A 22,703-nucleotide genomic window follows, 5' to 3' on the forward strand; every position below is an offset into this window, starting at 1 on the left:
CTTTTAATACAGGTTGGTTATTTTTTGTTCTTTGGAAAAACTTTGACCATCTTGATACGGTTCTCTTCCAGTTCAACAATTTCCATTTGATGCTCTGCAACTTGAACACTCAGGTGGCTTTCAGGAATATCTTCCAAATACTCCAGCATTAAACCATTCAATGTTCTAGGGCCATCTGTTGGTAGGTTCCATTTAAGGCCTTTATTAATGTCTCGGATGTTGGCGCTGCCTTCGATCAAGAAGCTGCCGTCCCCTTGCGGCGTAATTTCATCAGAGAGTGTTGGCGCCATTGAAGTTGTGAACTCACCAACGATTTCCTCGAGAATGTCTTCTAGGGTGACTAGGCCATTAATATCACCGTATTCATCAACGATCAGTCCGATGCGTTCTTTATTACGTTGGAACTTTAGCATTTGCACGTTGAGTGGCGTCCCTTCAGGAATGAAGTAAACCTCATCAGCACTTCGGAGCAGGGTTTCTTTGGTGAATTCGTTTTTCTCCAACATTAAACGATAAGATTCACGTAGACGCAGCATCCCAACTACTTCATCAATCTGATCACGATACAGCACCACACGACCATGAGGTGAGTGGGTTAACTGACGAACAATTGATTTCCAATCATCATTAATATTGATGCCAGTAATCTCGTTGCGAGGGATCATAATGTCATTCACGGTCACGTGTTCAAGATCGAGAATAGAAATCAGCATATCTTGGTGACGTCGTGGGATCAGCGAGCCAGCTTCATTAACTACTGTTCTTAGCTCCTCCGAGCTTAAATGATCTTCATCATTGTGATTAACGCGAATACCCAACAAGCGAATAAAGCCGTTAGTAATAAAGTTAACTAAAACAACCAGGGGAGACAGAACCTTCATCAGAATGGTCAGCAAGATACTGCTCATAAAAGAGATGCGTTCTGGATACAGGGCGGCGAGCGTTTTCGGTGTGACTTCGGCAAAGACCAAAATAATCAGAGTTAGTGCACCTGTGGCAATGGCGACACCAATATCACCATAAAGGCGTAAACCGATGACGGTGGCTATGGCTGAGGCGAGAATATTAACGAGGTTGTTACCGATGAGAATTAACCCAATCAACCGATCTGGGCGATTGAGTAAGCGCTCGACGCGTTTCGCGCCTTTGTGGCCAGTCTTAGAAAGATGTTTAAGTCGATAGCGGTTCAGAGACATCATCCCTGTCTCTGAGCCGGAAAAGTAGCCGGAAATTACAATTAGACCTGCAAGGATTGCAAACAAAATACCGGTCGAAATGTCGTCCAAAACTTCAAAATTCCTTTAGTTAATAGCTGGTTAATTAATGAACCATTTATACTGTGTTGTCAACGCGACATTCGTAGTGTGCTAAGTAGAGCATATCAAGCCATTTAGCTTAGTATGATTTCCCTAACGAATCGGCTACCGAAGTATGCCAGAGTCAGCAAGGTTGCGCCTGCAACAGCAAACCAAGTCACTTTTTTGCCGCGCCATCCTTTGCGGTAATGTCCCCAAAGCAATACTGAGTAGATAATCCAAGCCAAGAACGAAAGCACACCTTTGTGAGCCTTGCCTTGAGCAAACATATCTTGAACAAACACAAAACCAGTAAGAAGCGTTGCGGTAAGCAGACCAGTGCCAATCAAAATGATCTTGAAAAGCTGTCTTTCAACCATCATTAAAGGTGGAAGATTAGGATTAATGGTCAGTGCTTTCTTATTCTTTAGCTTATGGTCAAGCCACGCTAATTGAATTGCGTAAAGCGCACCAATGGAGAGCGTAGAATAGGAAAAAAGTGCTAACGAAATATGAATTAGCAGTTTTGGATTGTGCTCCAAGTGAGTAATAAACGCAGTTGGAACAAAAGCGGCGGCGGAGAGATTAATGGCGGCAAAGCCGTAAACCACAGGCAATAAGAACCAAATTCGCGTTTTAAGCATGGCAATGCTCATAAACAGCGAAATAATGAAGCCAATTAATGAAGCGACATTCAAGATGCTGAGGTTTTGTCCACTGCCACTTAAGATGAGATCACTGAGTAGCCACGCATGAAAAGCTAGTGCTAAAACCGCACTGACGAGAACAGTTTTTGTACGGATCCCGACCTGGTGGACCAAGCCTGGGATAATTGTAACGATGGCCAGCACATAAAGAATAGCGGCCGCAATTGCGATTAAACTGTCCATTTTTCCTAAAAAATCGATTGCTTAGAGCTGGAATTATACCCTGCATCGACTCAATGAGCCATCGCAGAAGTAAAAAGTATTGACTCGTATTTGATCTTGTTAGGTATGACTCTCACTGCTGGCTAAGGTATACTCACTACAATTGATCGCAATTTACAGCGAAGAGAAAGAAATGTTTGAGAATTTAACGGATCGTCTATCCAAAACGCTGAAGAATATCAGCGGCAAAGGTCGTCTGACCGACGACAATATTAAAGATACTCTGCGCGAAGTTCGCATGGCGCTTCTAGAAGCCGACGTTGCTCTGCCAGTAGTTCGAGATTTCATCAAAGGCGTAAAAGAGCGTGCCGTTGGTGTTGAAGTTTCTAAATCCTTAACTCCAGGCCAAGAGTTCATCAAAATCGTTCAAGCTGAGCTTGAGTCGGTCATGGGTGAAGCCAACGAAGCACTGGACCTAGCTGCACAGCCGCCGGCGGTCATCTTAATGGCAGGTCTGCAAGGTGCGGGTAAAACGACCAGTGTTGGTAAACTCTCTAAACTGCTGCATGAGCGTGACAAGAAGAAAGTTCTTGTGGTGTCTGCCGACGTTTATCGTCCAGCTGCGATCAAACAGCTAGAAACACTTGCTACCGATATTGGCGTTGATTTCTTCCCTTCATCAGCAGATCAAAAGCCAATTGATATAGCCAATGCAGCTATCGATCATGCGAAGAAAAAGTTTTATGACGTATTGATTGTCGATACCGCGGGTCGTTTAGCGGTTGACCATGAGATGATGGATGAGATTAAAGATCTCCATTCAGCAATCAACCCAGTCGAAACGCTGTTTGTTGTCGATGCGATGACAGGTCAGGATGCCGCGAACACAGCAAAAGCTTTTGGTGATGCGCTGCCGTTAACGGGTGTTATCTTAACTAAAGTCGACGGTGATGCTCGTGGTGGTGCGGCGCTTTCTGTTCGTCATATTACGGGTAAACCAGTTAAGTTCTTGGGTGTGGGTGAAAAGACTGACGCACTAGAACCTTTCCACCCAGATCGTGTTGCATCACGTATCTTAGGCATGGGTGACGTTCTTTCTCTTATCGAAGATTTACAACGTAATGTTGATACCGATAAAGCAGAAAAGATGGCGAAGAAGTTCAAGGAGAAGAAAGGTTTCGACCTAGAAGACTTCCGTGAGCAACTTGGTCAGATGCAAAATATGGGCGGTATGATGGGAATGATGGACAAGCTACCAGGCATGTCTAACTTACCTGATAACGTTAAAGACAAAGTTGACGACAAGATGTTTAAGCAGATGGAAGCGATCATCAACTCAATGACAATGAAAGAGCGTCAACGTCCTGAATTAATTAAAGGTTCTCGTAAAAAGCGTATCGCTGCAGGTTCTGGTACTCAAGTGCAAGATGTTAACCGTCTCTTGAAGCAATTCACTCAGATGCAAAAAATGATGAAGAAGATGCAGAAAGGCGGCATGCGTGGAATGATGCGCAACATGCAAGGCATGATGGGTGGCATGGGCGGCGGCGGCTTCAATCCATTTGGTCGCTAGCCGTGGATTGGCTCAGGTTTCAGTCCCTTAAGTTTCAAACTGTTATCTGCGTCACACGAGAAATGCCAGCCAAAAACTGGTGAAAAAATAGCTAAACCCCTTGCAATGCCTCGGAATAAGAGTAAAATTCCGGGGCTTTATTTTGGCACGAGACCTCAGGTTGCTCATTAGAGAAACACTTCTGAGGTCATTTTTATTATTGAGAAAGCAAAGAGGACGATATGGTAACCATTCGTTTGGCACGTCACGGCGCTAAGAAGCGTCCATTCTATCAAATCGTAGTAGCGGACAGCCGCAATGCAGCGACTGGCCGTTTCATCGAGAAAGTGGGTTTCTTTAACCCAACTGCTACTGGTCAAGAAGAAGGTCTACGTCTAGACCTAGAGCGCGTTAACCACTGGGTTGGTCAAGGCGCAACAGTTTCTGACCGTGTTGCTAAGCTAGTTAAAGACGCTCAAAAAGCGGCTTAATTATTAGTTTAGTTAGCAGTATGTCGTCGATGAAAGGTAAAGAAACTATGAGCAATACTCCCGAAAGAATTGTTGTAGGTAAATTTGGTTCTACTTATGGCATTCGTGGATGGCTTAAAGTGTTTACCTACACAGACAATCCTGAAAGTATTTTCGATTACAGTCCTTGGTACATTAGTCAAAAGGGCGAATGGGTCGAATTGAAAGTTGAAAGTTGGAAGCGCCATAACAAAGGTATGGTGTGTAAACTTGAAGGTCTTGAGGTTCGTGAAGAAGCTCACCTACTAACTAACTTTGAAATTGCAATTGATCCAGCTGTGCTTCCTGAACTGTCAGAAGATGAGTTCTACTGGCGCGAATTGTTCGGCATGAAAGTAGTGACCACAAAAGGTTACGACCTAGGTGAAGTAACCGACATGTTGGAAACGGGTTCGAACGATGTTCTGGTTGTGAAAGCAAATCTGAAAGATGCTTTTGGGCAAAAGGAACGGTTGATACCGTACCTTGAAGAGCAAGTGATCAAGAAAGTTGATCGCGAAGCTCAACGGATCGAAGTTGACTGGGATCCTGGATTCTAATCCTTAATTGGTAACTGAAAGAGCGAGAGAACAGATGTGGGTTGGCGTAATTAGCCTTTTTCCAGACATGTTCCGCAGCGTTACTGATTATGGAGTAACAGGTCAAGCGGTTAAAAAAGGTCTACTGTCGATTGAGACATGGAATCCTCGTGATTTCACTCACGACAAACATCGCACTGTCGATGATAGACCCTACGGTGGTGGTCCTGGCATGTTAATGATGGTTCAGCCATTGCGCGATGCCATTCACGCAGCCAAACAGGCATCACCGGGTAAGACGAAAGTTATTTACCTTTCTCCTCAAGGTCGTAAGCTCGATCAGATTGGGGTAGAAGAACTAGCGAAAAACGACAACCTTGTGTTGATTTGTGGACGCTACGAAGGGGTAGATGAGCGCATCATCCAAACAGAGGTTGACGAAGAATGGTCAATCGGAGATTTTGTGATGACAGGTGGGGAAATCCCAGCCATGACGCTAATCGACTCAGTCTCACGGTTTGTTCCGGGAGTACTAGGCGATTTTGCTTCAGCAGAAGAAGATTCTTTTGCAAATGGCTTACTAGATTGTCCACACTATACGCGCCCTGAAGTTCTAGACGATTTAGAGGTACCAAGTGTCCTCAAGTCTGGTAACCATAAGGACATTCGTCGCTGGCGACTTAAGCAGTCGTTAGGCCGTACTTGGCTAAGAAGACCGGAGCTCCTGGAAAACCTAGCTCTGACTGACGAACAGGAACAATTACTTGCCGAGTTCATAAAAGAGCATCGAGTTAATAGCAAGTAACCTATTTAATTTAGTATCAGTTTATTCTAGGAATTTAAGAACATGAGTAACATCATCAAGGCTCTTGAAGAAGAGCAAATGAAATCAGGCCTACCTAAATTTGCACCAGGTGACACTGTTGTAGTTCAGGTTAAAGTAAAAGAAGGTGACCGTGAGCGTCTACAGGCTTACGAAGGCGTTGTAATCGCTATCCGTAACCGTGGTCTTCACTCTGCTTTCACTGTTCGTAAGATCTCGAACGGCGAAGGTGTTGAGCGTACGTTCCAAACTCACTCTCCAATGGTTGATAGCATCGAAGTTAAACGCCGTGGTGCAGTACGTCGTGCCAAGCTGTACTACCTACGTGAGCGTTCTGGTAAGTCTGCTCGTATCAAAGAGAAACTTGCTAAGAAGTAATGCTATTTTACTAGCGTTCTCAAGTATTAAGCGGAGCCCAAGGGCTCCGCTTTTTTTATGTTTGAAGTTAACACCTTAGCACTTTTACTTATGTGTCCGGTTAGAACTGCTACCTATGAGCCCGGTCAGTACTCTTTGGTAAGATCCCTGTCTACGCAGGGATGATGAGAGGTAAGTGGTGGTAATTGCTGGACGAAGTTAGTAATTATCTTCTGACCAGCCATCGCTGTCAGACATATCTGGTGCGCCAGGAATGGTGTTCTCTTCGTCGGCCCACTCACCAAAATCAATCATTTGGCACTGCTTTGAGCAAAACGGGCGAAAAGGGCTGTCTTCGTTCCATACAACTTCAGCTTTACATTGAGGGCATGGAACAACGGTTGGTTTACTCATAGTGATTCCTGAGTGTTACTTTCAGCTGCAAACAGCTAATTCAAATTCTATATCATTAGGGTAGGCTTGACCTGATTCAAAGGCAATAAACTTCACTGCAAAGCGGTTTTTATGTCCTGAAATCATTGGGTAGACACCATACTCCATTGGAATGGTTAGACGAAGGATATTGGCTTCTTCAGCGTCACTTTGATAAAACCCGGAGCGAGCAATTTGCTTCTTAAAACGACCAGTCTCACGAGTGAGCTTCAGCCATAACTGAAGGGCATTCATAAGTGGTTTGACTGACGCTAACCAAGCTTCAGCATCATGCATACGTTTTTCAATCGGTAGATGTAACCAGTAATGCAATGACGGAAGATCGAAACAGCATGAACCACCCGGCAGTCCAAATCGTTGGCGGATTGCGCTGAGGAAGCGATCTTCTTTCAGAGATTGACCGAATCGTTCGGCCATCATTAAATCTTTATGTACACCATCTAGATCCCTTAAGATCGAGCCTAGCATTTCCTGATCGACGTCATCGACATTAAGCCATGCACGATAAGTTTGACGTTGCTTTTCAAGATCTTTAGCGAGTTCGCTTTTGAGCTGGATTTGTTCAAAGATCTCCAGTAAATCAAACAGTGATTTGAAGAAAATTTGATACTGATAATTATCTGAAAAAGACGAGGAGTGCTGAAGCTGTCTCAATAGAGATTCAACTCTTAGGTACATTCTTGTTTTTTCATTAAGAGGGTGTTCGAATCTATTTGTGATCATCTGCTAGCCTTTAAACGCTTCCCTGCTATTTTCACCGATTTTGTTCGCATAATGCTAGGTACTTTTGGTGTAATTCTGTGACTTGGGACAAAAGTTGAGCGTTATCAGTATTATTATCAATCACATCGTCAGCATGCAATAAACGAGTTTCTCGGTCTACTTGTGCTTTGAGTATAGAACGCACTTGTGACTCAGGCACCCCATCACGTGTCATTGTTCGGTAAATTTGTGTTTCTTCACAGACATCTACAACTAAAACACGGTCAGCCATAGTTTGTAGCCCATTTTCGATGAGAAGTGGAACTACGAACAGAGTATAAGGGCTGGTGGATGCATCCAGTTGTGATTGCATACGCTCTCTGATCATCGGGTGCAGCAAGTTATTTACCCAAAGCTTTTCGTCCTCGTTAGCAAAGATGCGCTCCCGAAGAGCACTGCGATTAAGAGAACCATCTTCTTGAAGGATCCCAATACCAAAGTGTTGCGTTAAAGCGTCAAGACCTGCCGAACCTACTTCTACTACTTCTCGAGCAACAAGGTCTGCATCGACCAAATCAATAGCAAAGTTATCGTGAAAAAGGTTGGCAACGGTGGTTTTTCCGCTGGCAATACCGCCGGTAAGTCCAATAACAAATCCCATGGTTACACCCCTATATACGACTTGAGGTAGTATTGAATAATTTGCTCGCCCCACAAAGCGCTAATCCAACCAGCAATGGCGAGATAAGGGCCGAAAGGAAATGCAACATCAATCCCTTTCTTTTGCATTCGCAATTGAACGAGACCAAATAAAACCCCAACAACGGATGACATTAAGACGATCAAAGGCAAGTGTTGCCAGCCTAACCATGCTCCGAGAGCTGCCAGCAACTTAAAGTCACCGTAGCCCATGCCTTCTTTACCTGTTAGTAGTTTAAACAGCCAGAAAATGGACCATAAGCAGAGGTAGCCAGCCATGGCACCAATTACAGAATCCGTTAACGAAATTGGAGAGATACCTAATAATGCTAGTGCAATGCCCAACCACATTAGAGGTAAGGTAAGCTGGTCTGGCAACAGCATGGTATCGAAGTCAATGAAAGTGGCGCTGATAAGCACGAAGGTAAAGACGATTAACGCTAAGCTGTATTCGCTATACCCAAGTTGCCACGCTACGGTTGCACACATGGCTGCTGTCAGGAGCTCAATAAGTGGGTAACGAGCACTGATTTTATGACTGCAATGATGACACTTGCCCTTAAGTAACAACCAGCTGAGTACAGGAATATTATCGATAATTCGAATCGGTGTATGGCATTTAGGGCATGCTGAGCGCGGCACGCTAAGGTTAAATTTATCTTCGGGAGGGGCAATTTTGTACTCAGGAAAAGCTTCGGCACATTCTTCGCGCCAACCACGCTCCATCATTATCGGTAATCGATAAATGACGACATTCAAAAAACTGCCAACGATCAAGCCGAAGAGAGCCGCAAAAGCAGGGAAGAGCCAAGGATAATAAGAAAATGCGTCCATTCTTGAGTATGAAACCGTAAAATCAGTGAGTTATTGCCTATGTTAGCCTATTACCGACATTAAGTTAAAGATAGGTAAGTACATTGCAATCACTAACCCGCCAATTATTGTGCCAAGGAAGACAATAACCAAAGGCTCAATGATTGTTCCTAAGTTGTCTACGATGTTATCGACATCCGCCTCATAGATGCTAGCGATCTTATTGAGCATTTCATCTAACTTGCCAGTTTCTTCACCTATCATGACCATTTGCAGCACCATCTCAGGGAAAGCGAGACTGTTTCGCATTGCTAAATGAACAGGTACGCCCGCTACGACATGAGTGTGTATAGAAAAAATAGCTTGTTGAAAGTAAGCGTTCTCTGTTGTTCTTGCGCTCGCTTGTATGCCTGTGAGTATCGGTATTCCAGAACTAAAACTGGTCGCTAATGTTCGGCTAAATTTGGCAATGGTTGCTTTGGTAATGATGTCGCCAACAACGGGCAGTTTGATGGCTAATTTACTTATACATAATTCGGCAGTAGCATTTTTAAGGCAAATAAACTTAATGCTAGCAATCAATAAACCTAGAGAAGCAACGCTAACCAGTCCGTATGATTGGCTCCAGTTTGATAGCTCCAGCACCTCGGATGTGAACCAAGGTAAATTGGCATTGAACCCTTTAAACATCGATTCAAATTCAGGAATCACACTCGTGAGCATCAAATAGGTTACGGCACAAGAAACTATCAGCACCATACTTGGATATATCATGGCTTTAACGACTTTAGACTGCAGAGCATCATGTTTTTCACGATATGTTGCTAACCTATCTAACGTCACCGCAATGTTTCCGGACGATTCGCCCGTCGCAATCATATCGATATAGAAGCGGTCAAAATGTGTACTTAGTGCTTGTAGCGCTTGAGCGATAGGGACGCCACTCTCCACTCGGCTAGCGACCTGATTAAGGACCGATTTCATTTCGGCTTTGGAGTGGCTTTCAGAGATAAGCTTAAGGGCTTGAACAAGAGGAACTCTTGTCGTCAGCAAAGTAGCCAATTGCCTAGTGAATAGAGTGATGTCTTTGCGTGAAATCTTGTGGGTTAATCTGGTCCAAAACGAAATGCGATGGCGAGAAATTTTTCTGATATGGATTTGCTGCCGACCTAATTGATTTCTGACCTCCATTTCGGTTAAAGCAAGGATTTGCCCCTTTGCTTTTGCGCCAGATCGATCAACACCTCTCCAGCGGAACTTTCTTAATGGCATAGGAAGCGGGTTAGGCATAGGGGCATTCTCATTCGAAATAAAGGACACGCTGCAGTTCTTGGTAGCTTGTCAGCCCAAGAGTGAGTTTTTCAAGCCCCGCTTGTTTAAGTGTCATCATTCCTTGTGACACAGCGATGACTTCAAGATCTTGAATACTGGCTTTCTGAAGAACGGCGGCGCTTAACTCGTTGGAAAAAACCAGCACTTCGTAAATACCGATACGACCCGAATAGCCTCTATTACATTTGCTACAACCAACATCATTGGCTTTGTAAATCCTCTGGCAGGAGGATATATCGAGACTGCGGAGCAGATCTTTACGGAGGTGATCTGGGCGCTTACATAAAGAGCACAAACGGCGAGCGAGCCGCTGCGCGATAATTAGCGAAAGTGAAGACACGAGGTTGAAGCTCTCTATTCCCATATTTTGTAGCCGTGTAATGGTCTCAAGCGCGGAATTAGTGTGTAAAGTTGACAGAACTAGATGACCTGTTTGAGCCGCTTTAACCGCAATCTCTGCTGTGTCGAGATCTCGTATTTCTCCCACCATAACCACATCCGGATCTTGGCGTAAAAAAGTGCGCAAGGCTGCAGAAAAACCAAAGCCTATCTTAGGGTTAACTTGAACTTGGTTTATCCCATCTAGATGTATTTCAATAGGGTCTTCGGCAGTTGAGATATTTCGCTCTGGGGTATTAAGAAGTTTGAGTCCCGCATAGAGAGAGACGGTTTTGCCACTTCCAGTAGGCCCTGTCATTAACACCATTCCTTGAGGCTTGTGCAACGCTTGCAAGTAAAGAGCTTGTTGAGTGTCGTTATACCCTAATTGCTCGATATCCAAACGGGCAGAATTTAGGTCGAGAATTCTCAGTACTACCTTTTCTCCCCACATGGTTGGCAGGGTTGATACACGGATATCCGTGGCGGAGTGGGGTGATAGTTTGAGTTTGATTCGACCATCTTGAGGAAGACGGCGCTCAGCAATATCTAGCTTAGCGAGAATCTTCAGGCGAGCAGATAGTCTGCGGCTTAATTGGATCGATGGCTGATGTGCCTCAATAAGAATACCATCACAGCGAAGTCGAATTCGGTACTGGTGTTCGTATGGCTCAAAATGAATATCGGACGCTTTCTTGCTGACGGCTTCTAATAGGATTTGGTGAATGAAACGGCTGACAGGCGAGTCATCCAGCATTAGCTCATCGCAATGCTCAAGTTCACTCTCATTCACTTGTACTAAGTTTGCCAGTTCGTGGGAGGTGAGTTCCTTAGTCTGTTGGCTCCATTGCTCTTGCCCCTCTCCATAAATTTTGCGTATTGCGGCGTTTATGTCTTGATGGTTAGCCAAACCCAGTTCGATTTGTAATCCTGAGGCAAACTTAAAATCACTTTCTAACTGCGAGGGGGTGGGATCGCTGACCGCAACGGTTAGAACGTTGTCGCGCAGTGAAATAGGTAAGGCTTGGTATTGAGTTATGATGTCCCGTAAACCGAGTTGTTGGCACAAACTCGCATAGTCGTTGTCCTTTATCGATACTATTGGGAGTCCAAAAACGTCGGCTAGAACAGCAACAAGCTCTTGAGCCTGACAAAGGTTGAGCTCAGTTGCTCCTTCTGGAACGGAGCAACCAGATAACATGGACAGGTCATATAACGCAGTTTCTTGCGTTTCATCGATGGCGTTAGCCTGTCTTAAAATAGATGGGAGAGTGGACGGGATCATTCAGGTACCGTTACTGAGACGCTTTCGGAATATTGACAGCCCTTTGGTAATACTCCGGATTCTTCCGTGGCAGTACTAATACATGCCCATCCGCCTTGAGCATTTCGTGCTAATGCCAATTTATAATTACTAACCGAAGGACTTGCGTTGGGGACTTGATCAAATGACAAAATAATATTGCCTGCACTGCTGACTCCAGCCTCGGCTTCAATGGCTTCAATAATAGCGCTGGGGAAACCTAATCTGTTTTTTAAGGCAGGTGTAGTTTCGGTATCAGGAAAGCTTCCTTGCTCAAGCGTGTACGCTTCGATATTGGTGCGAAGCCCCGATAAGGTCGCTAAAGCAGAGGCTGCTTCACTTTTTCCAATGTATTTTTGATATTGCGGTAGAGCGACAGCGGCAAGTACACCGATAACGGCAACCACAATCATTAGTTCGATTAAGGTAAACCCTTTTTGGTTAATTCCTTGGTACATAGTGATTCCTCAGAGACGTAAAGCTTGAACAGTAGAGGCATCACCGCTGACGTTGAAGCGACTAGATAAGCGCTTACGAGGAGGCGTGGATAATTAAAAGCAGACTTGCAAAAAATGAGAATGGTGTTGCGGAGCAAGTGGCGATTTCGGGTGTAGAACTCTGGATTGCGTAATGTTGGAAATAAAAAAGCGAAGCTCAAATAGGCTTCGCTTTAGTAAGATTCTCTTATTGAAAAATAGACTAGTCTTTAAATCTCATCGACAAGTCCATTGCTTTCAAGTGCTTGGTCAAAGCACCCACAGAAATATAATCAACGCCAGTTTCCGCAAACTCAGCGATGGTGTCCATAGTGACATTTCCTGAGTTTTCTAAAGCAGCACGGCCAGCGTTAATTTCAACCGCCTTGCGCATCATGTCGGTGCTGAAGTTATCGAGCATAATGATATCCGCTCCTGCATCGATAGCTTGTTGCAGTTCCTCCAGAGATTCCGTTTCGACCTCAACTGGTTTGCCTGGATTAAGCTGTTTCGCAGTTTCAATAGCTTTAGTGATACCACCACAGGCAATGATGTGGTTTTCTTTAATTAAGTAAGCGTCAAATACGCCAATGCGGTGATTAAAGCCACCACCACAAGCGACAGCATACTTCAACGCACTGCGCAGGCCAGGAATGGTTTTGCGTGTATCTAACAGTCGGCACTCGGTATGCGCAATTTTCTCAGCGTACAGCGCAACCACGCTGGCGCAGCCAGACAGAGTTTGGATGAAGTTCATAGCGTTACGTTCGCCTGTAAGCAAGACTCTCGCAGGGCCTGTTAGTGTGCAAAGCACTTGATTCGGTTCCACCTTGTCACCATCTTGGACATGCCATTCAATGAGGACTTCACCACCAAGTTGCTTAAAGACTTCATCAGCCCACATTTGGCCACAGAACACACCGTGCTCACGAGTAATAATCGTTGCAACATTCTGAGTCTCAGCCGGAATTAAACTTGCAGTGATATCCGCTGTGGCATCTAGTGTACCACCGAGGTCTTCGCGTAGTGTATCTGCCACGGCACGAGAGATTTCTGCTGGTAGTTGCTGCTTAAGATATTCGAGGCGTTCTTGACTGTTATGTGTGTTCTTCATCGCTAAAACTGTCTTTGTGGGGTAACAAAGTGCGCATGATACTCTTGCTTGTGCGGAATTTCAGCATCAATTCTCGCATTTTCTTTGTTGTCGGATAAAATCATAACGACATAGAGGTAGATGGAGTCTAGATGTATGCGCAGTAGCAATACAAATGAAGGTAAACAAAGCTTGGAGCTTATTGATGCTCAAGGGTGGTATTGTCATGCGCGAATTGTTCCATCTCCTCACTATGATGTCCGAACAGACACTAGTGATATATCACTACTGGTTATTCATAACATCAGCTTACCGCCAGGCCAGTTTGGTGGCTCTTACATCGAAGACTTTTTCCTAGGCAAGCTCGACTCGTCAATTCACCCTTTCTTCAAAGTGATTGAGAACATGCGAGTATCTGCGCACTGTTTGATCCGACGTGATGGAGAAGTGGTCCAGTTTGTGCCTTTTCTTGCTCGAGCCTGGCACGCAGGAGTATCGAGTTTTGCTGGCCGAGAGAAGTGCAATGATTACTCGATCGGTATTGAGCTTGAAGGGTCGGACTATGTGGCTTACACCGATGAACAGTACCTCAGTCTGCAACGCCTCAGTAGTGCCTTGATTCAATCGTATCCATTAATTACCCAACCACGTATTACAGGGCACCAATATATTGCCCCGCTGAGAAAGAGTGATCCCGGTCTTGTTTTTGACTGGGCTCGATTTAGAAAATCATTGTCATAAAAAACCATTGTTCAATTACTGAGCGGTTGGGTTTCGCTGCAGATTTATTTTGTTATTCAAATTATTAATAACCCGGCCTAGGGTTATTCCTTCCTTTATTGATATTGGTCAAGTTTCCTTGTCCGACAAAACGATTCCTTTGTTATTGATTTATAAGTGTTTTTATAGCACGCAATTTGCCCGATAAGTTTCTTGTATGTAATTGGTCTGACCATGAGTGTTGATGTTTTAATCTATAAATGTTTCAGAATGGTTAATGCAAGGCCGGTTCTATGATTTGAATCAATTTTTCACTAGACATCGGTGTTTTAAATGTGTTAATTTTTACGCCAATTTGAAATTGGTAATACCAATTAACTTCGAAAGAAAAGTAGAATAATAAATATGGCTTATCAAAGGATTCGTCAGCCGAAACTTTCTGATGTGATTGAACAGGAATTGGAACGCTTGATTGTTGAAGGGACACTTTCAGCAGGTCAACAGCTTCCACCTGAACGAGAGCTGGCTAAACAGTTTGATGTTTCTCGACCTTCTATTCGAGAAGCAATTCAGCGCTTAGAAGCGAAGAAACTACTTACCCGCCGCCAAGGTGGAGGTACGTTTGTGAGCGAAAATATTTGGAAAAGTTTCTCGGATCCGTTGCTAGACCTTCTATCTTCCCATAATGAAACGCAGCTTGACTTGCTCGAAGCACGTCATGCTATGGAAGGGATTTCTGCTTATTTCGCAGCATTGCGTGGTACCGATGAAGATTTTGCTCAAATTGAAAATTGCTTAGGCACTATTCGTAAAGTACAAGAAACCGATGACATCGAAGCAGAAGCTGCTGCGGTTATGGCTTTTCTTGTTGCGTTAACTGAAGCCGCACACAATGTTGTTTTGCTTCATATCGTGCGAAGCCTAGCACCACTGCTAGAGCAAAATGTTTTACAGAATTTAAAGTTATTGCACCGCCGAAGTGAAGTGGTGGAGAAAGTCAGTAAACACCGAGCTAATATCGTGGAAGCGATTGTTTCTGGAAAGCCTGAAAAGGCACGTGAAATGTCTCATTCACACTTAGCTTATATCGAAGAAACATTGTTGGATTTGACTAGAGAAGAGTCTCGACGTGAGCGCTCTTTAAGACGAATTCAACAAGATAGTGATTCTTAAAACTAGAAACGCTTACTTTTATTAAGTAGATCCAACCAACAGAAGGAAAGATCGCCATGTCTGACATGAAGCATGACGTAGATGCACTGGAAACTCAAGATTGGCTACAAGCACTTGAGTCCGTTGTTCGCGAAGAAGGTGTAGAACGCGCGCAGTTCCTACTAGAAACAGTTCTAGAGAAAGCACGTTTAGACGGCGTTGATATGCCAACAGGTATCAACACTAACTACATCAACACTATTCCAGCTGCACAAGAACCAGCTTACCCTGGTGATACCACGCTTGAGCGTCGTATTCGTTCGATTATTCGCTGGAACGCAATCATGATCGTATTGCGTGCTTCTAAGAAAGACCTAGACCTTGGTGGTCACATGGCTTCTTACCAGTCTGCAGCAGCATTCTATGAAGTGTGCTTCAACCACTTCTTCCGTGCTCCTAACGAAACAGACGGTGGCGATCTAGTTTATTATCAAGGTCATATCTCACCAGGTATCTACTCTCGCGCATTCGTTGAAGGTCGTCTAACTGAAGAACAGCTAGATAACTTCCGTCAAGAAGTAGACGGTAAAGGTATTCCTTCATACCCACACCCTAAACTGATGCCTGAGTTCTGGCAGTTCCCAACAGTATCTATGGGTCTAGGTCCAATTTCTTCGATCTACCAAGCGCGTTTCCTTAAGTACCTAAATGGTCGCGGCCTTAAAGACACTTCAGCTCAACGTGTTTACGCCTTCCTAGGTGATGGTGAGATGGATGAGCCAGAATCACGTGGTTCACTGTCTTTCGCTGCGCGTGAGAAACTAGATAACCTATGCTTCCTAATCAACTGTAACCTTCAGCGCCTAGATGGTCCTGTAATGGGTAACGGTAGCATCATCCAAGAGCTAGAAGGTCTATTTAAAGGCGCTGGCTGGAACGTTGTTAAAGTTATCTGGGGTAACAACTGGGATGCGCTACTGGCGAAAGATACGTCAGGCAAACTACTGCAGCTAATGAACGAAACTGTAGATGGTGACTACCAAACATTTAAGTCTAAAGATGGCGCGTACGTACGTGAGCACTTCTTTGGCAAGTACCCAGAAACAGCAGCACTTGTTGCTGACATGACAGATGACGAAATCTTCGCGCTTAAGCGTGGTGGTCACGATTCTTCTAAGCTGTATGCAGCGTATAAAAATGCGGCAGAAACTAAAGGCCGTCCTACAGTAATCCTAGCTAAGACAGTTAAAGGTTACGGTATGGGTGATGCAGCTGAAGGTAAAAACATCGCACACCAAGTTAAGAAGATGGACATGACTCACGTACTACACCTACGTGACCGTCTAGGTCTTCAAGACATTCTAACTGATGAGAAAGTAGCAGAGCTTCCATACCTAAAACTGGAAGAAGGTAGTGCGGAATACGAATACCTACACGCTCGTCGTAAAGCACTTAAAGGTTACACGCCACAGCGTCTACCTAAGTTCACTCAAGAATTTAAAGTTCCTGAGCTAGAAGAATTCGCGCCGCTACTAAGCGAGCAGAAGCGTGACATCTCAACTACGATGGCATACGTTCGTACGCTTAATATCCTGCTTAAGAACAAGAACATTGGTAAGAACATTGTTCCTATCATCTGTGACGAAGCTCGTACGTTTGGTATGGAAGGTCTATTCCGTCAGATTGGTATCTACAACCCACACGGTCAGGAATACACACCAGAAGATAAAGGCATCGTTTCTTACTACAAAGAAGCAACCTCTGGTCAGGTTCTGCAAGAAGGTATCAACGAGCTAGGCTCAATGGCTTCTTGGGTTGCCGCTGCAACTTCATACAGCACTAACGATCTACCAATGATTCCGTTCTATATCTACTACTCAATGTTTGGTTTCCAACGTGTAGGTGATATGGCATGGATGGCAGGTGACCAACAAGCTCGTGGTTTCCTACTAGGTGCTACAGCTGGCCGTACAACACTAAATGGTGAAGGTCTACAGCACGAAGATGGTCACTCGCACATCATGGCGAACACAGTACCTAACTGTATCTCTTACGACCCAACATTCGCTTACGAAGTTGCGGTAATTATGCAAGACGGTATCCGTCGCATGTACGGTGAGAACCAAGAGAACGTGTTCTACTACCTAACTGTGATGAACGAAAACTACGCAATGCCAGCAATGCCAGAAGGCGCTGAAGAAGGCATCCGTAAGGGTATTTACAAGCTTGAATCTTACGCTGGTGATAAGTCTAAAGTTCAGCTAATGGGCTCTGGTACTATCATGAACGAAGTACGTAAAGCAGCGACTATCCTAAGCGAAGAGTACGGCATCGCATCTGACGTGTTCTCTGTAACATCGTTCAACGAGCTAACTCGAGATGGTCAAGACGCAGAGCGTTTCAACATGCTTCACCCAGAAGCAGAAGCTAAAGTACCTTACATTGCACAAGTAATGGGTACTGAGCCAGCTATCGCAGCGACTGACTACATGAAGAACTACTCTGAGCAAGTTCGTGCGTTCATGCCTTCAGAGTCATATAAAGTACTTGGTACAGATGGTTACGGCCGTTCAGACAGCCGTGAAAACCTACGTCGTCACTTCGAAGTTAACGCAGGCTACGTGGTAGTTGCAGCACTAACTGAACTAGCGAAGCGCGGTGATGTTGAGAAGTCTGTTGTGACTGAAGCAATTGCTAAGTTCAACATCGACACTGAAAAAACTAACCCACTTTACGCTTAATACAGCGCTTAATTAGAAGGTAAATAAGCAATGGCAATCGAAATTAATGTACCTGACATCGGTGCGGATGAGGTTGAAGTTACTGAGATTCTTGTAAGCGTTGGCGACAAGGTAGAAGAAGAGCAGTCTCTTATCACTGTTGAAGGCGACAAAGCTTCTATGGAAGTTCCAGCGTCTCAAGCAGGTATCGTTAAAGAAATCAAAGTAGCGGAAGGCGATTCTGTTACTACAGGTTCTCTTATCATGATTTTCGAAGCCGAGGGTGCAGCTGCAGCTGCACCTGCTCCTGCGGCTGAAGCGGCTCCAGCAGCGGCTCCAGCTCCAGCAGCAGCGGCAGCAGAACTTAAAGAAGTTCACGTTCCAGATATCGGTGGCGACGAAGTAGAAGTTACTGAAATCATGGTTAAAGTTGGCGATACAGTAGAAGAAGAGCAATCTCTTCTAACTGTAGAAGGCGACAAAGCTTCGATGGAAGTACCAGCACCATTTGCAGGTACGGTTAAAGAGATCAAGATTGCTGAAGGTGATTCAGTAACAACTGGCTCTCTTGTGATGGTATTCGAAACTGCGGGCTCTGGCGCGGCAGCTCCAGTAGCAGAAGCTCCTGCAGCACCTGCGGCGGCTCCAGCAGCATCTGCTGAAAAAGAAGTAAACGTACCAGATATCGGCGGTGACGAAGTTGAAGTTACTGAAGTAATGGTAGCGGTTGGCGATACAGTAGAAGAAGAGCAATCTCTAATTACTGTGGAAGGCGACAAGGCTTCAATGGAAGTTCCAGCACCATTTGCAGGTACAGTAAAGGAAATCAAAATTGCAGCTGGCGACAAAGTAACGACTGGCTCTCTGATCATGGTATTTGAGGTGGCCGGCACTCCGGTTGCTGGTGCGGCTCCAGTAGCGGCTCCTGCTCAAGCGGCAGCATCTGCTCCAGCAGCAGCTCCTGCCGCATCGGCGGACCGTTCAAAAGCTGAAGCTTCAGCAGTTACACCTGCAGCAAACGATTTCCAAGAAAACAACGATTACGCACACGCGTCTCCAGTTGTTCGTCGTCTAGCTCGCGAATTTGGCGTTAACCTTTCTAAGGTTAAAGGTACTGGTCGTAAGAGCCGTATCCTTAAAGAAGACGTTCAGTCTTACGTTAAAGATGCACTTAAGCGTCTTGAGTCTGGTGCTGCGGCATCTGGCAAAGGCGGTGACGGCTCTGCTCTTGGTCTACTACCTTGGCCGAAGGTTGACTTCAGCAAGTTTGGTGAGACTGAAGTTCAGAAGCTTTCTAAGATCAAGAAGATCTCTGGTGCTAACCTTCACCGTAACTGGGTAATGATCCCGCACGTTACACAGTGGGATAACGCTGATATCACAGCCCTAGAAGCGTTCCGTAAAGAGCAAAACGCTATCGAAGCGAAGAAAGATTCAGGCATGAAGATCACTCCACTTGTGTTCATCATGAAAGCTGTTGCAAAAGCACTAGAAGCATTCCCAGCGTTTAACTCTTCTCTATCAGAAGATGGCGAGAGCATCATTCTTAAGAAGTACGTGAACGTTGGTATCGCGGTTGATACGCCAAACGGCCTTGTTGTTCCAGTATTCAAAGATGTAAACAAGAAAGGCATCTACGAGCTATCTGAAGAGCTAATGGTAATTTCTAAGAAAGCACGTGCAGGTAAATTAACTGCGGCTGACATGCAAGGTGGCTGTTTCACTATCTCAAGCCTAGGTGGCATCGGTGGTACAGCATTTACGCCTATCGTAAATGCGCCTGAAGTAGGTATCCTTGGTGTATCTAAGTCTGAAATGAAGCCTGTGTGGAACGGTAAAGAATTCGAACCACGTCTGCAGCTACCTCTGTCTCTATCATACGATCACCGTGTGATTGATGGTGCAGAAGGTGCACGTTTCATTACTTATCTAAACAGCTGCTTAAGCGATATTCGTCGTCTAGTACTGTAAGATAACTTTCCCACTCTCGCTCCCCCTAATCAAAGGGGAGCGAGTGAGGGGAAAACAAATTAATACAACATTTCCAACGTGAATTGTTGTCTAGCTCACAGGCTAAATTGATTTACTTTTCACACCATTAACATCTCTGTAAAATGTTGGCGGTCTGAAATCATAATTGTTTAAGTTATTTGTTTAATAGAACGTCTGTTTAAAACGAAGTCTAAGCATATAAAAATCAATACCCACTCAGCCTGTTAGGGATAATGACTACAAGAGGTCAAAATGAGCAAAGAAATTAAAGCCCAGGTGGTAGTACTTGGTGCCGGTCCTGCTGGTTACTCCGCTGCATTCCGTTGTGCCGATTTAGGCCTAGAAACCGTTCTTATTGAACGTTATAGCACGCTTGGTGGTGTGTGTCTGAATGTGGGTTGTATCCCATCTAAAGCACTACTTCACGTTGCTAAAGTTATCGAAGAAGCAAAAGCGCTTGCTGACCACGGTATCGTATTTGGTGAGCCACAGACTGACATCGATAAGATTCGTCTATGGAAAGAAAAAGTTATTAACCAACTTACTGGTGGTCTTGGCGGTATGGCTAAGATGCGTAAAGTAAATGTGGTTAATGGTTTCGGTAAGTTTACTGGTCCTAACTCAATTGAAGTTGAAGGCGAAGACGGTAAAACGGTTGTTAACTTCGACAACGCCATCGTAGCTGCGGGTTCACGTCCTATTAAATTGCCATTCATCCCGCATGAAGACCCACGTATTTGGGATTCTACTGATGCGCTAGAGCTAAAAGAAGTACCAGGAAAACTGCTTATCATGGGTGGTGGTATCATCGGTCTAGAAATGGCGACGGTATATCACTCTCTGGGTTCTCAGATTGATGTTGTAGAAATGTTTGACCAACTTATCCCAGCTGCGGACAAAGATATGGTTAAAGTCTACACCAAGCGTATTAAGAACAAGTTCAACTTGATGCTTGAAACCAAGGTGACGGCAGTTGAAGCTAAAGAAGACGGCATCTACGTTTCAATGGAAGGTAAGAAAGCACCTTCTGAAGCTGAGCGTTACGATGCAGTGCTTGTGGCTATCGGCCGTGTACCAAACGGTAAACTGCTTTATGCAGAAAAAGCGGGTATTGAAGTAGACGAGCGTGGTTTTATCAATGTTGATAAGCAAATGCGCACAAACGTCCCTCACATCCATGCAATCGGTGATATCGTTGGTCAACCAATGCTTGCTCACAAAGGTGTGCATGAAGGTCACGTAGCGGCAGAGGTTATCTCTGGTAAGAAGCACTACTTTGACCCGAAAGTGATTCCTTCAATTGCTTACACTGAACCAGAAGTAGCTTGGGTTGGTAAGACTGAGAAAGAAGCGAAAGCAGAAGGCATCAACTACGAAACTGCGACATTCCCATGGGCAGCGTCAGGTCGTGCAATCGCATCTGACTGCGCAGACGGTATGACTAAGCTTATTTTCGATAAAGATACTCATCGCGTAATTGGCGGTGCTATCGTGGGTACTAACGGTGGTGAACTGCTTGGTGAAATCGGTCTAGCGATCGAGATGGGTTGTGATGCAGAAGATATCGCATTGACTATCCACGCTCACCCAACGCTTCACGAATCTGTTGGTCTTGCAGCAGAAGTATTTGAAGGCACTATCACTGACCTTCCAAATGCAAAAGCGAAGAAAAAGAAATAATTTCTGAGTGAAGACAAAAACGGCCAGTATCATACTGGCCGTTTTTTTATAGATACTATTTAAAATCAAGCCCTTAAGCATTTTTGCTCAAGGGCTGTTTTTTAGTGGCGGCTATCTTTCTCGTAGATGCAAACCATATCCATATAGCAGTCGGTCAACGACTTGATGGATTCACCATCACTACTGCGATTAGCTTCAACAAACAGTGAATAGCAAATACCGTGGAATAGGCTAGTAAGATGCTTAGTGTTGTGTTGAGAGCAGACTTCGCCACGTTCAATGGCTTTAATGAACATGTTTTCAATCAGTGCTTGGCTAGTTTTGTTCGATGAAACAAACAATGGCCAAACCTCATCGCGCGTAGATGTACTCCATTCAAACCATACCTTATTCCAGTGACAGTCTTCGATCACCATATCCACCACACCATCAAGAATATTGGTTAGGTTTTCTTTGATGTCGACATCAAGGTCAATGGTATTTGATAAGAAGTTGGAATACTGACAGACGACGTGGTTAAGTACTTCATCAACCAAGTCTTCTCGTGTTGGGAAGTAGTTGAATACCGTTGCTACTGAAACTTGTGCAATTTCTGCGATATCCGCGTGACCTCCACGACCAATGCCGCGTTTCGCGAATACTTCTAGTGCAATCTCCATAAGCTGTAACTTGCGCTTTTGTGGAGATAAGCGAGTTCTAGGTCTTTTTACTATTGAGTCCATAATATTTCCTTGCCAACGTTGGTAGGGCTGGTAACTCTATGAGTACGTCCAACTGCGCCCTGTTTGTTATACAGAGTCAGAGATTTGGTCCAATATGAAAGCTGTTATACACAATAACTGGCATATTAATGTTAGTTTTTGGTTAACAATTTCCATTTTGGAAATCACATGCTCTATTTTTTCTTTTGTTTGATAAGTGTAATGGTGCATATGTGCTTTGGTCAATAGTCATACACTGATAATTTTCATAATTAGCATTAATTTACCTGCATATCACACTTTGCGCTGAAAGCGTCATATTCTTTCAACACCATGCGTTAACAAAGATTCGTTCTGGTTTATACCAACAGAGTAATTTGACGCCAGATTTTCGCCTGATTTTTATCCTGAGTCAGAAAGTGATACCATACCGAGCAAATGTGAACGCTTGGTATTTCTTCACTAAAATAGTGTTGTCTGTTTTAGGAGGGGACTCACAGCTACTGTTGCTGTAGCGACCAAGTTAACCAATCAACATCGAGATA

Annotated in this window: 21 protein-coding genes; 10 read left to right on the forward strand and 11 right to left on the reverse strand. The window is 44.5% G+C overall.

All coding sequences use genetic code 11. The features are described from left to right. Positions 1-17 precede the first annotated feature (17 nt). Together OH456_RS18245 and OH456_RS18250 are read right to left on the reverse strand one after the other, a co-directional pair. Positions 18-1,286 carry an HlyC/CorC family transporter gene (locus OH456_RS18245; protein WP_270034016.1) on the reverse strand — a complete coding sequence of 423 codons (1,269 nt, stop codon included), beginning with the start codon at positions 1,284-1,286 and terminating at the stop codon, positions 18-20. Between the two features lie 104 nt (positions 1,287-1,390). Then, positions 1,391-2,185, reverse strand: a complete 795-nt coding sequence (locus OH456_RS18250) for a cytochrome C assembly family protein (protein ID WP_038224308.1) — start codon at positions 2,183-2,185, stop codon at positions 1,391-1,393. Between the two features lie 172 nt (positions 2,186-2,357). On the opposite strand from OH456_RS18250, the gene ffh reads away from it, so the two are divergent. The 5 genes from ffh to rplS all read left to right on the forward strand — a co-directional run bounded on the left by ffh (position 2,358) and on the right by rplS (position 5,965). Then, positions 2,358-3,737 (forward strand): signal recognition particle protein, encoded by a 1,380-nt coding sequence (gene ffh / locus OH456_RS18255; RefSeq protein ID WP_270034017.1) that lies wholly within the window; start codon positions 2,358-2,360, stop codon positions 3,735-3,737. Between the two features lie 221 nt (positions 3,738-3,958). Then, positions 3,959-4,207, forward strand: a complete 249-nt coding sequence (gene rpsP, locus OH456_RS18260; protein ID WP_031494887.1) for a 30S ribosomal protein S16 — start codon at positions 3,959-3,961, stop codon at positions 4,205-4,207. A gap of 20 nt (positions 4,208-4,227) precedes the next feature. After that, complete coding sequence (gene rimM / locus OH456_RS18265; RefSeq protein ID WP_031494889.1) at positions 4,228-4,785, forward strand: ribosome maturation factor RimM; 558 nt, start codon at positions 4,228-4,230, stop codon at positions 4,783-4,785. Positions 4,786-4,819: 34 nt separating this feature from the next. Continuing rightward, positions 4,820-5,569 carry a tRNA (guanosine(37)-N1)-methyltransferase TrmD gene (trmD, locus tag OH456_RS18270; RefSeq protein WP_038224311.1) on the forward strand — a complete coding sequence of 250 codons (750 nt, stop codon included), beginning with the start codon at positions 4,820-4,822 and terminating at the stop codon, positions 5,567-5,569. A gap of 42 nt (positions 5,570-5,611) precedes the next feature. Next, complete coding sequence (gene rplS, locus OH456_RS18275; RefSeq protein ID WP_006074418.1) at positions 5,612-5,965, forward strand: 50S ribosomal protein L19; 354 nt, start codon at positions 5,612-5,614, stop codon at positions 5,963-5,965. Between the two features lie 198 nt (positions 5,966-6,163). Here the strand turns inward: rplS and yacG are convergent, their stop codons facing one another. From yacG to nadC, 8 genes are all read right to left on the reverse strand, one after another. After that, a complete protein-coding gene (gene yacG, locus OH456_RS18280) occupies positions 6,164-6,358 on the reverse strand; it encodes a DNA gyrase inhibitor YacG (RefSeq protein WP_006074419.1) in 195 nt (64 codons plus the stop codon). Positions 6,359-6,379: 21 nt separating this feature from the next. Continuing rightward, entirely contained in the window at positions 6,380-7,120 is a 741-nt protein-coding gene (gene zapD, locus OH456_RS18285; protein ID WP_031494891.1) for a cell division protein ZapD, read from the reverse strand. 31 nt (positions 7,121-7,151) lie between these two features. Next, positions 7,152-7,760 carry a dephospho-CoA kinase gene (gene coaE / locus OH456_RS18290; protein WP_088876263.1) on the reverse strand — a complete coding sequence of 203 codons (609 nt, stop codon included), beginning with the start codon at positions 7,758-7,760 and terminating at the stop codon, positions 7,152-7,154. Positions 7,761-7,762: 2 nt separating this feature from the next. Continuing rightward, positions 7,763-8,632 (reverse strand): prepilin peptidase, encoded by an 870-nt coding sequence (locus tag OH456_RS18295; protein WP_236110196.1) that lies wholly within the window; start codon positions 8,630-8,632, stop codon positions 7,763-7,765. A gap of 42 nt (positions 8,633-8,674) precedes the next feature. Next, positions 8,675-9,901 carry a type II secretion system F family protein gene (locus OH456_RS18300; protein ID WP_236110195.1) on the reverse strand — a complete coding sequence of 409 codons (1,227 nt, stop codon included), beginning with the start codon at positions 9,899-9,901 and terminating at the stop codon, positions 8,675-8,677. A gap of 10 nt (positions 9,902-9,911) precedes the next feature. After that, positions 9,912-11,603: a type IV-A pilus assembly ATPase PilB gene (gene pilB / locus OH456_RS18305; RefSeq protein WP_270034057.1), complete on the reverse strand. Its 1,692-nt coding sequence runs from the start codon at positions 11,601-11,603 to the stop codon at positions 9,912-9,914. Beyond that, on the reverse strand, positions 11,603-12,082 hold the full coding sequence (locus tag OH456_RS18310; RefSeq protein ID WP_270034018.1) for a pilin: 480 nt from the start codon (positions 12,080-12,082) through the stop codon (positions 11,603-11,605). Before OH456_RS18310 ends, pilB begins: the two co-directional genes overlap by 1 nt. Before the next feature lie 241 nt (positions 12,083-12,323). Beyond that, positions 12,324-13,214: a carboxylating nicotinate-nucleotide diphosphorylase gene (gene nadC / locus OH456_RS18315; RefSeq protein WP_124940288.1), complete on the reverse strand. Its 891-nt coding sequence runs from the start codon at positions 13,212-13,214 to the stop codon at positions 12,324-12,326. Positions 13,215-13,349: 135 nt separating this feature from the next. Here nadC and ampD point away from each other — a divergent pair, with 135 nt between their 5' ends. From ampD to lpdA, 5 genes are all read left to right on the forward strand, one after another. After that, complete coding sequence (gene ampD / locus OH456_RS18320; protein WP_006074431.1) at positions 13,350-13,934, forward strand: 1,6-anhydro-N-acetylmuramyl-L-alanine amidase AmpD; 585 nt, start codon at positions 13,350-13,352, stop codon at positions 13,932-13,934. Positions 13,935-14,318: 384 nt separating this feature from the next. Continuing rightward, the gene (gene pdhR / locus OH456_RS18325) at positions 14,319-15,086 is read left to right on the forward strand and encodes a pyruvate dehydrogenase complex transcriptional repressor PdhR (RefSeq protein ID WP_006074432.1); all 768 of its coding nucleotides are present in this window, start codon (positions 14,319-14,321) and stop codon (positions 15,084-15,086) included. Between the two features lie 56 nt (positions 15,087-15,142). After that, positions 15,143-17,806: a pyruvate dehydrogenase (acetyl-transferring), homodimeric type gene (gene aceE / locus OH456_RS18330; RefSeq protein ID WP_124940287.1), complete on the forward strand. Its 2,664-nt coding sequence runs from the start codon at positions 15,143-15,145 to the stop codon at positions 17,804-17,806. 30 nt (positions 17,807-17,836) lie between these two features. Next, positions 17,837-19,756, forward strand: a complete 1,920-nt coding sequence (gene aceF, locus OH456_RS18335) for a pyruvate dehydrogenase complex dihydrolipoyllysine-residue acetyltransferase (RefSeq protein ID WP_270034019.1) — start codon at positions 17,837-17,839, stop codon at positions 19,754-19,756. A 273-nt stretch (positions 19,757-20,029) separates the two neighbouring features. After that, the gene (gene lpdA, locus OH456_RS18340) at positions 20,030-21,457 is read left to right on the forward strand and encodes a dihydrolipoyl dehydrogenase (protein ID WP_270034020.1); all 1,428 of its coding nucleotides are present in this window, start codon (positions 20,030-20,032) and stop codon (positions 21,455-21,457) included. Between the two features lie 101 nt (positions 21,458-21,558). On the opposite strand, the gene OH456_RS18345 is transcribed toward lpdA, so the two are convergent. After that, positions 21,559-22,179, reverse strand: coding sequence for a LuxR/HapR/OpaR family quorum-sensing transcriptional regulator (locus OH456_RS18345; protein WP_006074436.1), 621 nt, complete (start codon positions 22,177-22,179; stop codon positions 21,559-21,561). Between the last annotated feature and the right edge of the window lie 524 nt (positions 22,180-22,703).

Source organism: Vibrio sp. La 4.2.2 (assembly GCF_027586995.1).
Lineage (GTDB): Bacteria > Pseudomonadota > Gammaproteobacteria > Enterobacterales > Vibrionaceae > Vibrio > Vibrio mediterranei.

Coding starts and splice junctions, on each gene's coding strand:
- OH456_RS18250 (WP_038224308.1), bottom strand. CDS start 2,185: ATGGACAGTTTAATCGCAATTGCGGCCGCTATTCTTTATGTGCTGGCC.
- ffh (WP_270034017.1), top strand. CDS start 2,358: ATGTTTGAGAATTTAACGGATCGTCTATCCAAAACGCTGAAGAATATC.
- rpsP (WP_031494887.1), top strand. CDS start 3,959: ATGGTAACCATTCGTTTGGCACGTCACGGCGCTAAGAAGCGTCCATTC.
- rimM (WP_031494889.1), top strand. CDS start 4,228: ATGTCGTCGATGAAAGGTAAAGAAACTATGAGCAATACTCCCGAAAGA.
- trmD (WP_038224311.1), top strand. CDS start 4,820: ATGTGGGTTGGCGTAATTAGCCTTTTTCCAGACATGTTCCGCAGCGTT.
- rplS (WP_006074418.1), top strand. CDS start 5,612: ATGAGTAACATCATCAAGGCTCTTGAAGAAGAGCAAATGAAATCAGGC.
- yacG (WP_006074419.1), bottom strand. CDS start 6,358: ATGAGTAAACCAACCGTTGTTCCATGCCCTCAATGTAAAGCTGAAGTT.
- zapD (WP_031494891.1), bottom strand. CDS start 7,120: ATGATCACAAATAGATTCGAACACCCTCTTAATGAAAAAACAAGAATG.
- coaE (WP_088876263.1), bottom strand. CDS start 7,760: ATGGGATTTGTTATTGGACTTACCGGCGGTATTGCCAGCGGAAAAACC.
- OH456_RS18295 (WP_236110196.1), bottom strand. CDS start 8,632: ATGGACGCATTTTCTTATTATCCTTGGCTCTTCCCTGCTTTTGCGGCT.
- OH456_RS18300 (WP_236110195.1), bottom strand. CDS start 9,901: ATGCCTAACCCGCTTCCTATGCCATTAAGAAAGTTCCGCTGGAGAGGT.
- OH456_RS18310 (WP_270034018.1), bottom strand. CDS start 12,082: ATGTACCAAGGAATTAACCAAAAAGGGTTTACCTTAATCGAACTAATG.
- nadC (WP_124940288.1), bottom strand. CDS start 13,214: ATGAAGAACACACATAACAGTCAAGAACGCCTCGAATATCTTAAGCAG.
- ampD (WP_006074431.1), top strand. CDS start 13,350: ATGCGCAGTAGCAATACAAATGAAGGTAAACAAAGCTTGGAGCTTATT.
- pdhR (WP_006074432.1), top strand. CDS start 14,319: ATGGCTTATCAAAGGATTCGTCAGCCGAAACTTTCTGATGTGATTGAA.
- aceE (WP_124940287.1), top strand. CDS start 15,143: ATGTCTGACATGAAGCATGACGTAGATGCACTGGAAACTCAAGATTGG.
- aceF (WP_270034019.1), top strand. CDS start 17,837: ATGGCAATCGAAATTAATGTACCTGACATCGGTGCGGATGAGGTTGAA.
- lpdA (WP_270034020.1), top strand. CDS start 20,030: ATGAGCAAAGAAATTAAAGCCCAGGTGGTAGTACTTGGTGCCGGTCCT.
- OH456_RS18345 (WP_006074436.1), bottom strand. CDS start 22,179: ATGGACTCAATAGTAAAAAGACCTAGAACTCGCTTATCTCCACAAAAG.